General features: G+C 73.3%; 13 protein-coding genes. 5 read left to right on the top strand and 8 right to left on the bottom strand.

Going from position 1 to position 14,256, the window contains the following annotated elements:
• Positions 1-142: 142 nt before the first annotated feature.
• The 6 genes from ACWGJ2_RS38980 to ACWGJ2_RS38955 all read right to left on the bottom strand — a co-directional run bounded on the left by ACWGJ2_RS38980 (position 143) and on the right by ACWGJ2_RS38955 (position 6,473).
• The gene (locus ACWGJ2_RS38980) at positions 143-313 is read right to left on the bottom strand and encodes a hydrophobic protein (protein ID WP_453351141.1); all 171 of its coding nucleotides are present in this window, start codon (positions 311-313) and stop codon (positions 143-145) included.
• A 44-nt stretch (positions 314-357) separates the two neighbouring features.
• Entirely contained in the window at positions 358-1,416 is a 1,059-nt protein-coding gene (locus ACWGJ2_RS38975; protein WP_453351140.1) for a hypothetical protein, read from the bottom strand.
• Between the two features lie 362 nt (positions 1,417-1,778).
• Positions 1,779-3,035, bottom strand: a complete 1,257-nt coding sequence (locus tag ACWGJ2_RS38970) for a glycosyltransferase family 4 protein (RefSeq protein WP_453351139.1) — start codon at positions 3,033-3,035, stop codon at positions 1,779-1,781.
• A 230-nt stretch (positions 3,036-3,265) separates the two neighbouring features.
• A complete protein-coding gene (locus ACWGJ2_RS38965) occupies positions 3,266-4,576 on the bottom strand; it encodes an ABC transporter substrate-binding protein (protein WP_453351138.1) in 1,311 nt (436 codons plus the stop codon).
• Between the two features lie 16 nt (positions 4,577-4,592).
• Complete coding sequence (locus tag ACWGJ2_RS38960; protein ID WP_453351137.1) at positions 4,593-5,108, bottom strand: hypothetical protein; 516 nt, start codon at positions 5,106-5,108, stop codon at positions 4,593-4,595.
• A 159-nt stretch (positions 5,109-5,267) separates the two neighbouring features.
• On the bottom strand, positions 5,268-6,473 hold the full coding sequence (locus tag ACWGJ2_RS38955; protein WP_453351136.1) for an RNA-guided endonuclease InsQ/TnpB family protein: 1,206 nt from the start codon (positions 6,471-6,473) through the stop codon (positions 5,268-5,270).
• 146 nt (positions 6,474-6,619) lie between these two features.
• Here ACWGJ2_RS38955 and ACWGJ2_RS38950 point away from each other — a divergent pair, with 146 nt between their 5' ends.
• Genes ACWGJ2_RS38950 through ACWGJ2_RS38940 form a run of 3 tightly spaced genes read left to right on the top strand, consistent with a single transcriptional unit; the run spans position 6,620 to position 10,838 of the window.
• Positions 6,620-7,168 (top strand): hypothetical protein, encoded by a 549-nt coding sequence (locus tag ACWGJ2_RS38950; RefSeq protein ID WP_453351135.1) that lies wholly within the window; start codon positions 6,620-6,622, stop codon positions 7,166-7,168.
• Positions 7,165-10,176 carry an ABC transporter permease subunit gene (locus tag ACWGJ2_RS38945; protein ID WP_453351134.1) on the top strand — a complete coding sequence of 1,004 codons (3,012 nt, stop codon included), beginning with the start codon at positions 7,165-7,167 and terminating at the stop codon, positions 10,174-10,176. Before ACWGJ2_RS38950 ends, ACWGJ2_RS38945 begins: the two co-directional genes overlap by 4 nt.
• Positions 10,173-10,838: an ATP-binding cassette domain-containing protein gene (locus ACWGJ2_RS38940; RefSeq protein ID WP_453351133.1), complete on the top strand. Its 666-nt coding sequence runs from the start codon at positions 10,173-10,175 to the stop codon at positions 10,836-10,838. Before ACWGJ2_RS38945 ends, ACWGJ2_RS38940 begins: the two co-directional genes overlap by 4 nt.
• Positions 10,839-10,869: 31 nt before the next feature.
• Here ACWGJ2_RS38940 and ACWGJ2_RS38935 read toward each other — a convergent pair whose 3' ends face one another.
• Together ACWGJ2_RS38935 and ACWGJ2_RS38930 are read right to left on the bottom strand one after the other, a co-directional pair.
• Positions 10,870-11,592, bottom strand: a complete 723-nt coding sequence (locus tag ACWGJ2_RS38935; RefSeq protein ID WP_453351132.1) for a transglycosylase family protein — start codon at positions 11,590-11,592, stop codon at positions 10,870-10,872.
• Between the two features lie 226 nt (positions 11,593-11,818).
• The gene (locus tag ACWGJ2_RS38930; RefSeq protein WP_453351131.1) at positions 11,819-12,433 is read right to left on the bottom strand and encodes a LysM peptidoglycan-binding domain-containing protein; all 615 of its coding nucleotides are present in this window, start codon (positions 12,431-12,433) and stop codon (positions 11,819-11,821) included.
• A gap of 469 nt (positions 12,434-12,902) precedes the next feature.
• Here ACWGJ2_RS38930 and ACWGJ2_RS38925 point away from each other — a divergent pair, with 469 nt between their 5' ends.
• Both ACWGJ2_RS38925 and ACWGJ2_RS38920 read left to right on the top strand, forming a co-directional pair.
• Positions 12,903-13,730 (top strand): hypothetical protein, encoded by an 828-nt coding sequence (locus tag ACWGJ2_RS38925; RefSeq protein ID WP_453351142.1) that lies wholly within the window; start codon positions 12,903-12,905, stop codon positions 13,728-13,730.
• Between the two features lie 167 nt (positions 13,731-13,897).
• On the top strand, positions 13,898-14,191 hold the full coding sequence (locus ACWGJ2_RS38920) for a hypothetical protein (RefSeq protein WP_453351130.1): 294 nt from the start codon (positions 13,898-13,900) through the stop codon (positions 14,189-14,191).
• Positions 14,192-14,256: the final 65 nt, after the last annotated feature.

The raw sequence follows: 14,256 nt of genomic DNA, 5'->3' as shown, positions 1-14,256 counted from the left end.
AGATGCGGTCTTACGTGTTTTTTGTGGTTCTGGTGGGCTGGTTTTTGTTTATAAGAGACCGCCCCCGGGTCGCGGACAGCTTCTGACCGCGACCGGTGGCACACGTTCACGGGGTCACCTGGGTGAGGTCACATGAGTGAGGTCACCACCTGTACCAGCGTGCCCTCCGTCCGCCCGCGGCGGTGGAGCGCAGCAGGAAGCCGAGCAGCCAGATCACCAGGACCGCGATCGCGATCCACCACAGCGCCTTCAGCGCGAAGCCCGCTCCGAAGAGGATGAGGGCCAGCAGAAGTACGAGAAGAATCGGAACCATGGATGACAACACCTCCAGGCTCCGAGTTGCCCCGATCGGCCTTCCTACACCGCTTCTTCACCCTCTTCAGGAACGGCGACGGAAGCCACGGCACGCACGGCGAGGTCGTTGTCGAGCGTGTAGTACGGGCGCAGCGCGTACGTGCGCGGCTCTCCCGCACCGTCCGTTCCGTCCGCCCCTTCCGTCACCGTCACATCTCTCGGCGGATAAGTGAAGATCCGCTTCTTGTCGGGGACGTCGTCGAGGATGCGGGCGATCCGCACCGCGCACGCCTCGGCCGAGGGGCGCAGCCACAGGTCCCAGACGGGGTGCCGGGTCAGCGGCGCGTAGGGCAGCGCGGCCGTGAACGCGGCGCCATCCGCGTCTTCGTGTCCCTGCCCGTGCTCCTGCCCGTGCTCCTGCGCTGACGCGAGCGGTACGGCGACGACGTCACCGTCCGCCGCTGCCTTCGCGTGGCGCGGGTGCGCCTCCAGCCGGGCCGTGGGCGACAGGCGCGCGCCGTAGAGCCGTCCGCTCAGCTCCATGCCGTCGTCCTCGACGCGCAGTTCCCCCGCCTCCGCGTGCGGCCAGCGCAGCCAGGAGCGGACGGTGAGGTTCCCGTACTTGGTGGCGTACGGGATCCGCACGCCCAGCCAGGTGCGCCCCGAGCGCGGGGTGCGGTCCACCAGGGAGCGCAGGTCATGGACGCCGGGCAGCAGCCGTCTCGGCTCCGCGTCGCCGAGGAGGAGCGAGGCGTCCCAGCGGCCCTCGGGCAGCGACATGGTGCTGGGCAGCGCGGCGCGCAGCGGGCCTTCGGCCGCCACGGGGGTGAGGGGCAGCCGTACGGTGTCGCCGTGCTCGTCGTCGCCGCCGCGCCGCCGCAGCAGCAGCGCCGCGTCCCTGACCTCCTCGGCACGCTGGTCGGCGAGGCGCACGTCGAAGGTGAGCCCTCCGGCGCGGTCGGCGGTGCAGTCGGCGCGCGGGCGCGGCGAGACGGGCCGCCCGGGGCGGCGGCTGCCGCCGCCGTGCACGGGAGCCGTGGGCGCGGCGGGGTCGGGGTCGGCACCGGTGCCGGACGCGGCCGGCCCGCCGGGGCCGCGCGCCCCGGAGGACGCGGCACCCATGACGGCTGCCCCGACGTGCTGTCCGCCGGGCGGAGTGCCCGGCCGGGTGCCCGCTCTCGTGACGCCAGTTCTCGACGTGTCCGGGGGCATGCCCGCTCTCGCCGCGTCCGCCCTCACCGTCGACGCTCCCGATGCGTCCGCTCCCGGCGCGTCTGTGCTCGACGCGCCCACTCTCGACGCGTCCGCTCCCGCTGTCGTCGCTCCCGACGTGCCCACTCCCGATGCGGCAACTCCCGGTGCGCCTGTGCTCGACGCGCCCACTCTCGGTGCATCCGCTCCCGCCGTCGTCGCTCCCGATGCGCCCGCTCTCGAAGCGTCCGCCCTCGCCGTCGTCGCTCCCGGTGTGGTCGTGACCTGTGTGCTCATGCCCGGCCTCCCTGCGGCAGCGCGTCGAATCCCGTTCCCAGCAGCGCGTCCTTGGCCCGGTAGGCGCCGCCCAGGAGCGCCCCGCGTGCCCGGTGCAGTCCCCTGCTGCCGCGCGCCAGCAGATCGGTCAGCAGCGACTCGTAGCGCGCCCCGATCCGCGCCGGGTCAAAGCGCGCCGCGTCCGCCAGCGCGGCCTGTCCCATGCGCTGCCGCAGCTCGTCGTCGTTGATCAGCCCGAGCAGTGCCGCGGCCACGGCGTCGGGGTCGCCCATGGGCACCAGGCTGCCGTCGACGCCGGGGCGGATGATCTCGCCGGGCCCGTGCGGGCAGTCGGTGGCCACGACGGGCAGGCCGCAGCGCATGGCCTCGACGATGGTCATCCCGAAGGACTCCAGGCTGGAGGTGACCGCGCCGATGGAGCCCTTGGTCCACTCCGCCTCGATGGGGTGCGCCGCGCCCATCAGGAAGACGTGGTTGTAGAGGCCGAGCGTGTCGATGAGGGAGCGCAGCTTCGCGTACTCCCGGCCGCTGCCGTAGATCCGCAGTCGCCAGTCCGGGCGCTCGGCGACGACCTTGGCGAAGGCCCGTATCAGCAGGTCGTAGCGCTTGGCAGGGGCGAGCCGCCCGGCCGCGACGACCCACTTCCCGGTGCCGTCGGCCGGCCTGACCTCGGGCGCGGGGACGCTGTTGGGCACCGCCTCGACGCGGACGCCGGGCAGCCGCAGCAGGCGCCGGTAGTCGCGCGCGTCGGCCTCGGTGACGGTGGTGACCGCGTCGAGCCGGGGGTACGTGTCGCGCAGCATCAGCTTGAGCGGGGCCGAGTGCGTGGCGAGCGTGAGGTGTTCCTGCCCCACGCGCAGCGGTCCCTTGCGCGTCTGACGGGCGATGTGCGCGTTGAGCCCGGGGCGCGTCCCGATCACGACGTCCGCGTCCGTCGTCGCGAGATGTTCCCCGATGAGCCGGTCGGTGAGGGCGCTGTACTGCGCGTATCTGCCGTCGGCGCGCGGGAAGACCCGCGCGGGCAGCCGGTGTTCGGGGTCGTCCCCCGCGTAGTCGGGGCTGTGGCCCCGCAGATCGACGAGGTGCCGCAGCCGCACACCGGGGCCCGGGTCGAAGACCGGCCGGTCGCGGTAGCGGAACACGGAGACCACCTCCACTTCGTGCTGTTCCGCGAGCGTGCGTGCGAGATTGAAGGTGGTCCGGATCGTTCCCCCGATGCCGTACCCGCTGTTGATCAGAAACGAGATGCGCATTTCACCCGAGTCCCACGGTTCCCTGCGGGAAGTCCCCCTTGTCCCGCCTGACACCCTGTGAGACGGCGACTTTCCCCGGCGGGTTGGGTGCTATAACCACCTTGTTCCAGAAGAGTTCATACATCGTGACCGCGATCCGGGAACCACTCGGGGGAGTTTGCCGTTCCGCCAAGGAAAGCGGAGGTAAATGACCCGGCCCTCCCCGGCCCCCTCCCCGCCGCTCGCCGGGCTCATGGGCGGTATCCGAGCTGCGGCACGGTGAAGCACGTCCGCTCCATCCCGGGCCCCTGCGTGACCCACCCCCGGCCGTCGCGCCAGCGTGCCACGGACAGGCAGGTGCGCCGCTCGCGCGGCGGCTCGGCGCGCCGCTCGTAGCGGACGGGCAGCAGCAGGCCCCTTGCGGTGTACGGGGTGTCGCGCTGCATGAAGCGCTCGACGCACGCGCGCGTGGGCTCCCGGCAGGAAGCCGCGGCATCGCTGAACCACATGGCGGCTGCCCACCCCTCCAGTTGCCACTGGGACAGTCCCTCGCGCCCCGGGCCCGTGCGTTCCATGGCCCGCCGGAAGCCGCGCACGGCAGGATGGTCGGCGTCGGCGTAGTTGCGACTGCTACTCGTCGCCCACAGAGCGTTCCGGCAGCGCGGCGCGTCCGCGTAATCGTCCGCGGCCGAAGACGACCAGTTCTGCACGTTGGTGACCTTCGCCGTGAGCCGCACCCCGGCCGCGTCCAGCGCCTCGCACAGCCGCGCGTTGCCGTGCGTGTCCATGGCGTCGAAGACGAGATCGACGCCCTGGGCGCGCAGCTCCGCCGCGACCGCCCGGAAGTTCGGCAGCGCGAAGTCCACCTGCTGCGGCACCACCTCGTACCCCTCGGCCTTCAGCCCGCGTGTCACCAGCCGCGCGTAGGCCGCCGACGCCGACTGGTTGTACGAGACGACGGCGGCCTTGCGCGCTCCGTGCTCGCGCTTGAAGTAGCGGTACACCTCGGTACCGCCGTACAGCCGGCCGTCCCAGCCGGGCTCGCCGCCACGGCGCGGGGCGAGGCTGCCGTAGATGCCGTACAGGTGCGGGTAGGTGTCGTAGGCGGGCCCGATGGGCTGTCCCCCGATGTCCGGGACGCCCGCCTCGGCGACCTGCTGCGCTCCCGCGTAGTCCAGCGAGGCGCCCGCGACCAGCGCGAGGACCTTCTCCTTGCCCAGCAGCCGCCGCACGCACTCGCTGTTGCCCGCGCCGCTGCCGCCGTCGTCGCAGGTGACCACGGAGACGCGGCGACCGTGGATGCCGCCGCGCGCGTTCAGCCGGTCGAAGTACGCCTTGGCGCCGTCGCGCGGCCCGGCGAACGCGTCGCCGCCGACCGGGCTGGTGGCGCTGGTGATGATGCCGACCTTGAGCGGCGCGGCGCTCGCGCCGTCCGTACCGGTGCCGTCCGTGCGGGCGCCGCCGCGCGCCTCGAAGTCGCTCTCGGGCAGCCTGCTGCCGCACGCGGCGGCGAGCAGCGCGACGAGGACGAGCACGCAGCACACGGCCCGGCATCCGGCCACGGGTAAGCCCACGGGTTCAGCAGCCCGACGACTCGGGGACGTCCGTGCCGCTCATCGCGACCAGCGCGCACAGGGTCTTCACCGAGACCTTCCAGTCGCCGTCCTGCTCGACGGCCGTGCCCCGCGCGTCGGGCAGCGCGGTGGCGCCCTTGAGCGTCAGCGCGTACGCCACCTCCGCCTCCCGTGCCGAGGTGAAGTCCACCTTCGAGACGTCCGCGCGCACCTGCTCGCCGCGCTCGTCGCCGTTGAACGCCTTGAGCAGCGGCCTCAGCCGCTCGCCGTCCTCCAGCACCTTCGTCTTCTCGTCCTGGGAGACGGCGGGGTCGAAGAACCGTTCCCAGTTCCTCGTGACCTCCTTCTCGGCCGCCTCCGGGTCGGCGGGCGCACCCGTCTCGTCCTCGGGCGCGGACGTGCCCGTCTCCTCGGCCGACGGGGACACGACCTCCTCCGTCGGCCCCGGCTCGTTCTCACGGTTCTCGGACGCGTCGCCACACCCCGCCGTCGCGCCCGCCCCCAGGACGAGAACGGCCACAACCGTCACCCAACGCCCCCCACGGCACATCTGCCTCACCACCGCACGTAGTCGGTCTTCTGCGTTCGGCTTCCTCACGGCATAGTGCCCCTCAACGCGTGCCGTGCACAGGCACAAGGGGAGCCGATTGACGCTCTCCCCCGTAAACGGGAGAGATTCTTACGGCTCGCGCCGTGAGACTTCCTGTTTCATCGCCGACTGCCCGCCCGGAGAACTCCGTTGAGGTCTTACACCAGCTCCGCAGGCTTCGACCGCCCGTCCGGCGGCAAGAAGGTTCTTCGCCGCGTTCACGTCCCTGTCATGGGTCGTGCCGCAGCCCTGGCATGTCCAGGTACGGACGTGCAGCGGCATCGTGTCCTGCAAAGTGCCGCAGGTGGAGCACAGCCTGGACGAGGGGAAGAAGCGGTCCACGACCACCACATCCCGCCCGTACCAATGGGCTTTGTACTCCAGCATGGAGCGGAATTCGCTCCAGCTCGCATCCGAGATAGCTCGGGCGAGCGTGTGGTTCCTGACCATGTTGCGCACGGTCAGGTCCTCGATCACGAGCGTTTGGTTTTCACGCACGAGCTTCGAGGTGAGTTTGTGCAGATGGTCCCGGCGCCGGTCGGCGATCCGGGCATGCACCTTGGCGACCTTGCGCCGGGCCTTGCGACGGTTGGCCCCGTCACCCTTGGCCTTCCTGGCGAGACGGCGCTGCGCCAGAGCGAGCCGGGCGCGGTCCGCGCGCTCATGCCTCGGGTTGGCGATCTTCTCCCCGGTGGAGAGGGTCAGCAGGTGATCCAGGCCGACATCGATACCGACTGCCGTATCCATGGCCGGGAGCGGCCTGATGGAGGGGTCGTCGCACAGCAGGGAGACGAACCAGCGCCCGGCCGCGTCCTGCGAGACCGTCACCGTCGAAGGGCTCACGCCCTCGGGCAGGAGCCTGGACCATCGGATATCCAGCGGCTCACGCATCTTCGCCAGGGTCAGACGGCCGTCGCGGAAGCGGAAACCGCTGGTGGTGTACTCGGCGGACTTCCGCGACCTCTTCCGCGACTTGAAGCGCGGATACTTGGCCCGCTTGCCGAAGAAGTTCGTGAAGGCGGCTTGCAGGTGCCGCAGCGTCTGCTGCAACGGCACCGAGGACACCTCGTTGAGGTAGGCCAGTTCCCCGGTCTTCTTCCACGCAGTCAGCATGGCGGAGGTGGCGTGGTAGTTGACCCGCTCCTGACGCGTCCACGCCTCAGTACGGGCGGCAAGCGCCATGTTGTAGACCTTGCGCACACAGCCGAACGTACGCGACAGCTCAGCCGCCTGCGCATCGGCTGGATAGAAGCGGTACTTGAACGCCCGCTTCACCTGGCCCGTAGTCACGCTCACAAACTAGCGGGACTACTACTTAAGACCAAACCCGCGGATCAGAGCACGGTCCTTCGCCCCGGCGGCGAAACTCCACTCGTTGCCCCGCTCCGCAGGAATGCGATTCCTCCCCGCCCTCAAGGACGGGATTTCCTCGAAGGTGCCCGATGAGGACCTGGAGCGCGCGCCCGGGAGACGGCGCTGGGACGGCGGGCTGGGGAGTCTGGGCGGGCTGGGCCGCCCTGGCCGCGGGCGGCGTCCTGTGCGCGCTCGGCTGGTACGGCGTCTCCGGCGAACGCTTCGCCGAGCGCCAGCTCCCCTATCTCGCCTCGTGCACGGTTCCGGGGGCCGCGCTGATCGTCGCCGGCGCGGTGCTGCTCTCCGGGGGGACCGGCCGGGGTACGGGTGCGGACACGAGTGCGGGTACGAGTACGGGTGCGGGTACGGAACGGGAGGTTCCGGAGCCCTCCGAACCCCCCGAGCCCCTGGAACCGGTGGCCTCTTCGACGGAGCCGCCCCTGTCCGTGCCCGGCGGACGGCTCGCCCACCGCCCCGACTGCCCCCTCGTGGACGGCAGACCCGACGCGGTGCGGGCGCCCCCGGCCGCCGAGCCCTGCCCCGTCTGCGAACCGGACCACCCCGCGCCGCACGGGCCCACACCGCACGGCCCCGAGCCGGGGGACCCCGCCCCGCCCCGTGCGGGGCGCACGCCGTGAGCCTCACCTACGACCTCACGCTCGCCGGACTCGCCGTCGGCAGCGCCGCCGCGCTGACGGGCATCGGGCTGATCGTCACGTACCGCGCGACCGGCGTCCTCAACCTCGCGCACGGGGCCGTCGCCATGGTCGCCGCGTACGCGCTGCGGCAGTTCACCGTCGAGTGGGGCTGGCCGCTCCCGCTGGCGGCGGCCGTCACCCTGTGCGTCCTCGCGCCCGCCTTCGGACTGCTGCTGGACCTGGCCGTCTTCCGCCCCCTCGCCGGGGAGACCGTGCCCGCGCTCGTCGCCTCGCTCGGCGTGTTCGTCCTCCTCGTCGGCGTCGCGACGCTGCTGTGGGGCACGGGGGCACGCTCCGACGCGCCGCGCATCCTGCCCGAGGACCCGTGGATCCAGCTCGCCGCCACCCTCGCGCTGGCCCTCGCCGTGACCGCCGTGACCCGCTGGACGCGCTTCGGGCGCGAACTGCGCGCGGTCGTCGACGACCGCGCGCTCGCCCGCCTCACCGGCATCCACGCCGACCGCGTCTCCGCCGCGGGCTGGGCCTTCGGCACGTTCACCGCGGGCCTCACCGGCGTCCTCCTCGCGCCCGCGCTGCGCCTGGACCCGTACGGGCTGCCGCTGCTCGTCATGGAGGTGATGGCCGTGGCGGTCGTGGCGCGGATGCGGGGGCTGCCCGTCGCGATCGGCGCCGCGCTCGCCGTCGCCGTCGCGCAGAGCCAGCTCACCCGGTTCCACCCGGAGAACTGGGCCCAGCCGCTCCTCCAGTCCTTCGGCGCCAACCTCTTCGCCGTCGCGCTGCTCGGCGCGGCCCTCGCCCTGCCCGCGCCACCCACGCCCGGCGCGTCAGCCGCATCAGCCGCGTCACGCCCCGCTCCCCCGCCCCTCGCCGCGAGGCGCGGGGGAGCGGGCCCGCTGCCGCTCGTCGCCGCCATCCTCTTCCTCCTGCCGCTCGGCTTCGCTGGCAGCGATCTGCGCACGTCCGTGCAGGTGCCCGCGCTGGCGGTGATCCTGCTGTCCCTGGTCGTCGTCACCGGGCGCGGCGGACAGATCTCGCTCGGCCAGGCCGCCTACGCGGGACTCGGCGCGCTGTTCACGGCACACCTGTCCCCCCAGCTGCCGAACCTGCTGGCGCTCGCCGCCGCCGTCGCACTCGTCGCGCCGCTCGGCCTGCTCACCGGCTGGCCCGCGATCCGCCGCCGGGGCCTCGCGCTCGCGCTGACCACGCTCGCGTTCTCGCTGACGGTGAGCAGATTCGTGCTCGACCAGCCCTACGCGACGACCGGTCTCGCACCCGACAGGCCCGCCTGGTTCCACGGCGACCGCGCCTACTACGCGCTCGAACTCGCCCTCCTCGCCCTCGCCGCCGCCACCGTCACCCTGCTGCGCCGGGGACGCCACGGCCGCGCGCTCGCCGCACTGCGCGACGACGAACGCGCCGCCTCGGCCGCCGGAGTCGCCGTCCCCGCGCTGAAGCTGACCACGTTCGTCACGGGCGCCGCGCTGGCGGCGCTGGGGGGCGGGATGCTGACGATGGGCGTACGGGCCTTCGACGCGGGCGCCTTCGACCCCGTACGAGGGCTGCTGTGGTTCGCGGCGATCGTGGTCCTCGGCTCCGACAGCGTGATCGGGGCACTGGCCGCCGCCGCGCTCCTGGTGGGCCTCGACGCGGGGGCCCAGGGCGGCTGGGCCGCGGCCGTGATCGGCGTCCTCGCGGTGCTGACGGGCCGCCACCCGGGGGTGGTCCCCGCCCTGACGGAAGCGGCACGACGCCTGACGTACGGAAGCCCCGTACCGCGCCGCCCGATCGTCCACGCGAGGAACCGCCCCGGCGCGGCACCGTCCCACAACACCCGAACACCACGCACCGGCCCGGACGCGGAAGCGGACCCGGCCGCAGGCACCGGCACCGGCGCGGGCACGGCCCCAACCCCAGCCCAGGCCACCGCCACCGGCACGGCCCCAGGCGCGCCCCCAGCCATCAGCACCGGCACGAGCCCAGACGCGGACCCGAACCCGGTCACCACCACCGGCGCAGGCACGAGCACGAGCACGGACCCAGCCGCTGGCGCGGGCGCGGCCACCGACACCGGGACAGGCGCGGACCCGAACCCAGCCCCGACCACCGGCACAGGCATGGACCCGACCCCCGGCCCGACCCAGACCACCAGCACAGGCACAGGCCCGGCCACCGGCACCCCCACCGCCACAGGCACGACCCCAGGCCCGACCACCCCTACCGCCACCGGCCCGGACGCGGACCCGAACCCGGTCACCGCCACCGCTACCGGCACAGGCACAGACCCGAACCCGGACCCAGCCACCGCCCCGGGCACGGACACGGGCACCCGCCCACCCACACCCGCCCCGTTCCTCCTGTGCGCCCGCTCGCTCAGCGCCGCCTACGGGGGTCACCTCGCGCTCCGCGACGCCGGCCTCACCGTCCCCCCGTACCGCGTCACCGCCCTCGTCGGCCCGAACGGGGCGGGCAAGAGCACCCTGTTCCACTGCCTCGCGGGCACGCTGCGTCCGCGTTCCGGGACGGTGCTGCTCGGCGCGCGGGACATCACGACGCTGCCCCCGCACGCGCGCACGCGGCTGGGCGTCGCCCGTACGTTCCAGCAGCTCGCCGTCTTCCCCTCCCTGACCGTCGCCGGGAACGTGCGCGTCGGCGCCGAGTACACGGGCGTCTCCGCCCCCGCCGCGCGGGACGCGACCGACCGCGCCCTGCGCCTGCTGCGGCTCGGGCCACTGCGCGACACCCCGGCAGCCGGGCTGCCCACCGCCGTGCTGCGGCGCGTCGAACTCGCCCGCGCGCTGGCCACGAACCCGCACACGCTGCTTCTCGACGAGCCCACCGCCGGGCTGGACACGGCGGAGACGGCGGACCTTGTGCGCCTGCTCAGGGCGCTCGCAGCCGACGGCATGGCGCTGCTCGTCATCGAGCACGACCGCGCACTCGTCGCCGAACTCGCGGACACCGTCCACACCCTGGAGCCACCCGGATGACCGTCGAACTCGCCCTGCGCCGCGCCCGTGTCCGCTACGGCCCGCTGGAGGCCCTGCACGGTGTGAACCTGGTCTTCCCCTCGGCGCGGATCACCGCGCTGCTGGGGCGCAACGGTTCGGGACGTACGACGGTACTGCGCGCCCTCGCGGGGACGGCACCGCTCTCGGCGGGCCGGGTGGTGTGGCGGGGCGCCGACGTGACGGGGACACCCGCACAGGTACGGGCCCGTCGCGGCATGTTCCTGGTGCCGGACCGGGGCGCGGTCTTCGGCGGGCTCACCGTGGCCGAGAACCTCGCGCTGTCCGTACGGCAACGGAACGCGCCCGCTCTCCCCGGCCCCTGCCCCGCGCTCTCCGCGCTGCTCCCTCGCCGCGCGGCCACCCTCTCCGGCGGCGAGCAGCGGATGCTCGCCGTCGCCCGCGCGCTGCTCTCGCCCGCGCGCGTCCTGCTCCTCGACGAGCCCGCCTCAGGCATGTCCACGGGCCACGCGGCCCGTACGTACGCGCTCCTGGCCGCCGCGACTCGCGAGGGCCGCACCGTCGTGGTGGCGGAGACGGCGCTGAGCGCGCCGCTCGCGGACGTCACCTGCGTCGTGCACGAACTGCGGCGTGGCACGGTCGCCTTCAGCGGGGAGCCCGTCGAACCGGGGGCTCCCCGCTGAAGAGGTCGTAGAGGCAGAGGGGGCGAGGGGGTCAGCGGCTGCCCGGGATGACCAGCTTGGTGCCCGTGGCCAGCATCTCGGGGCGCGGGCCGACGGCCCTGGAGTTGGCGCGGTAGAGCGACTGCCAGCCGCCCTTGAGCCGGTAGCGCTCGGCGAGGACGGACAGGTTCTCGCCCTCGCGCACGATGTGGACGCGGTCACCGGGCTGCGTCGTCGCACGCTGCGTGGAGCGCTGGGCGCGCGGCTCGGCGGCGGGCCGCGCTGAGCCGCCGCCGCTGAGCCCGTGCCGCTTGGAGCACACGGGCCACGCCTTCCAGCCCTGGGTCTTCAGCACCTTCTTGGCGACGGCGATCTGCTGGTCGGGGGTGGCCAGGTCGGCGCGCGGCGCGTACTTGAGACCGCCGAACTCCTTCCAGGTGGGCTGCCCGAACTGGAGCCCGCCGTAGTAGTTGTTGCCCGTGTTGGTGCTCCAGCGCCCGCCGCTCTCGCACTGCGCGAGGCGGTGCCAGTCCGATCTGTCGGCGCTCGATCCGTCGAACACGGAGGTGGCGGGCGCACCCGACGGCGCACTCGCGAACGCGGCTCCTCCCGGCATCAGCGCCGCCGCCAGAGCCGTGACGGCGACGGCGCCCGTACGCAACGTGGAGGAGCCCGACCAGGCCCTGGCTCTGGACCGGGCCAGGGACTCAGGAGTGCTCTCGTGCCGGTCGGCCGGACGGGACACGGCGCGGCCGAGCACGCGGATTCGGGACATACGATCACACTTCAGTGCCATCGGCACACGCTAGGCATGCCCGTGTCCGGGAACACCCCAACCGGGCCCACCTGACACGCGGACCCCACCCGGTCGGCGGACCGGGCGGGGCCCTGGCACGGTTCCCGGAGGCGCGTACGCCTCACCTTCCACGCCTCACCACATGCGCGTCACCACATGCGCGTCATCACGTACGCCGCACCGCGCGCACCTCACCGCGCACCGCTCAGAGCGTCAGCCGCTGGCCGGGCACGATGAGGTCGGGATCGGCGCCGATGACGCCCTCGTTGGCGCGGTGGACGGCGCGCCAGTCCGTGCCGTGGGCGGCGGCGATGGAGCCCAGGGTGTCACCCGCGCGCACGGTGTAGTCGCCGCGGCCCGAGGCACCGCCGGCGCGGTCGGCCCGGTCGGCGCGCTCCGCGCCACCCTGTCCGCCGCTCCGGCCTTCGCCCTGTCCGTCGCTCCCACCGCCGCCGGTCCGGGGCGCTGCGGGCGCGCTGCCGATCGCCCCGGCCTTCGCCGAGCAGGTGGGCCAGGCGCCCCATCCCTGTGCGGCCTGGACCTTGGTGGCGACGGCGATCTGCTGCGCCTTGCCGGCCTTGTCGGCGGTCGGCGCGTAGGCCCCGCCGCCGTAGGCACGCCACGTACTGGCGGAGAACTGGAGTCCGCCGTAGTAGCCGTTGCCGGTGTTGGTGCTCCAGTTCCCACCGCTCTCGCACTGCGCGAGGCGGTCCCACACTCCGTCGTTCGGCGCCGCGGCGGCCGTCGTGGCGGTGGCGGCGAGCAGCGCGAGCGGGGCGACGAGCCCGGCCCCTGTGAGCACTGCCGTTGTCCGACGCATGGACAGACGTATGGACAAGAGGAATCCCTCTCCACGAACCCGGGAGACCCCCGTCTCCCCCGCTGCGCGCGGGTGCCGTACGCGTCCGGCGTCGGCGCCCGCCCGCCGTCCCGGGCGGTGCTCTCTGCACCGCCGGGAATCTAGGGAGGTGCCTGCCCGGACATCAACCGCTTCCCCGTCACTCCAGGCCAGTCGATGGTTACCGGCTATAGCGGCGATTTCCGGACACCCACTAAAAACCCTCTTGTCATCATTTCAGGACCAACGTCGGTCGCGATCTGTGACTCAGTTCACCGTCCCAACTTCCGTGCCCCCGGCAGGGATTAACGGAGCGTGAGCGATTCCCCCGCTTTTTCACCCTCCGCAGGGGACGCGCGGATTCCGCTCCCGCTCGCGCGTGACCGCTACCACAGATCGCCCGTTGTCCTTACGGACAGGAACCGAACACCAGGAGCCCCCCGTGTCCCCCATGCTCGATGTCAGCGACGACGTACGCGCCGAGATCGGCGACGAAGAGGCCAACCGCCTTCTCGCCGGAGAGAACGCCCCGGGCAGCTACGACTGCACCTCGTGCCGCACCCCCGGGAACACCGGCCAGGAGCGCACCAGCACCGTCCTCTTCGTCGGCGAAGAAACGGCCGTACTCGCCTTCGCGCACGCCACCTGCATCCCCTCGCAGGTCGTCACGGTCTCCGAGGAGCAGGTCCAGGGCGCCGTACGGACCATCACCGGCGACGACGGCGGCGCGGCCCGGACCGTGCCCGCGCCGTCCCCCGCGCCGGTGGCCCCCGCCCCCGCCGAGGGGCCACGGCCCGCGCCGCGCCAGGCCGTGCTGGGCGTCACCTGCGGCCAGGTGCTCCTCGGTGAGACGCTGCACGCCGCGCTCGTCGTCGAGCCGACGGGCCCCATCGCCCGCCCCGGCTCCGACGGGCCCGGCGACGACTTCCTCCCCCTCCTCATCGAGCAGGGCTTCACCCCGGTCACCGACGTGGCATACGTGCCGGGGACGCTGGGCGGCTGGTCCGTGCTGCTCGCCGTCGGCCGGCTGCACGCCATCCTCCAGCCGCCCACCCAGGGCAGCGCCCAGCCCACCTCCTGGTGGCAGGCGCACCAGCCGCTCGCGGTCACCGAGGGCTGGCGCACCGCCGCCAACAAGAACAGCAGCGTCATCGTCTACGGCGCCCCCGCCGGGTCCATCGGCCAGCAGCCCCGTGAGGACCTGCTGCGCGAGGCGCTGGAGAAGGCCGCGCGGCACGGCGTGCTCGTCGCCGCGACGATGCCCCTCGCGGGTACATGAGCGGCACCGGCGCGGCGTCCGCGCCACCGCACCGCCACCCGTGCGATCAGGTCATTCAGCGGCGGCGCCCGCATCCGCGCGGCAACGCGGTCGTTGGCTCAGACGTGCAACCTTACGAACCTCCCCGAGCCCACAATCCGCACCTCAACCAGAGCCAGATCCCCGGCATGCGCGGGGCGCACGACACGCTTCCCGGAACAGGCTCCGGCACGCCGATCTACGACTCGCTCTACGCGGAGTACCGCAGACTCTTCCGGGCGCTCCCGGGAGACCGCACGGGCGAGGAGGAGCTGCGGTTCGAGGGCTTCGGGACGGTGCACGGGACAGGCACGGGCAACTGGGACACCACCGCCTGGCACAGCGGAAGCTGGAGCAGCAACTGGGGCGTGGAGGCCGCACGGCAGCGGCCACTCGCCGCTCTCCCGCCGGGCCCGCGCGACGGGCATGCGTACGGCCTCTGACCCGGGACGGCGCACGCACGAGGGGGCGGAAGGAACAGGGGCGGCGCGTCGAGCACATGCTCGAC

The organism is Streptomyces sp. NPDC054796, assembly GCF_053611545.1.
Note: the sequence above shows the minus strand (reverse complement) of the source record. Positions and strands in the feature narration are given on the sequence as shown.

What these genes read in the sequence shown, in the direction of transcription:
- ACWGJ2_RS38925 (WP_453351142.1), top strand. Translation starts at nt 12,903, where the DNA reads ATGCTCGATGTCAGCGACGACGTACGCGCCGAGATCGGCGACGAAGAG.
- ACWGJ2_RS38950 (WP_453351135.1), top strand. Translation starts at nt 6,620, where the DNA reads ATGAGGACCTGGAGCGCGCGCCCGGGAGACGGCGCTGGGACGGCGGGC.
- ACWGJ2_RS38920 (WP_453351130.1), top strand. Translation starts at nt 13,898, where the DNA reads ATGCGCGGGGCGCACGACACGCTTCCCGGAACAGGCTCCGGCACGCCG.
- ACWGJ2_RS38930 (WP_453351131.1), bottom strand. Translation starts at nt 12,433, where the DNA reads ATGCGTCGGACAACGGCAGTGCTCACAGGGGCCGGGCTCGTCGCCCCG.
- ACWGJ2_RS38975 (WP_453351140.1), bottom strand. Translation starts at nt 1,416, where the DNA reads ATGGGTGCCGCGTCCTCCGGGGCGCGCGGCCCCGGCGGGCCGGCCGCG.
- ACWGJ2_RS38940 (WP_453351133.1), top strand. Translation starts at nt 10,173, where the DNA reads ATGACCGTCGAACTCGCCCTGCGCCGCGCCCGTGTCCGCTACGGCCCG.
- ACWGJ2_RS38980 (WP_453351141.1), bottom strand. Translation starts at nt 313, where the DNA reads ATGGTTCCGATTCTTCTCGTACTTCTGCTGGCCCTCATCCTCTTCGGA.
- ACWGJ2_RS38935 (WP_453351132.1), bottom strand. Translation starts at nt 11,592, where the DNA reads ATGTCCCGAATCCGCGTGCTCGGCCGCGCCGTGTCCCGTCCGGCCGAC.
- ACWGJ2_RS38970 (WP_453351139.1), bottom strand. Translation starts at nt 3,035, where the DNA reads ATGCGCATCTCGTTTCTGATCAACAGCGGGTACGGCATCGGGGGAACG.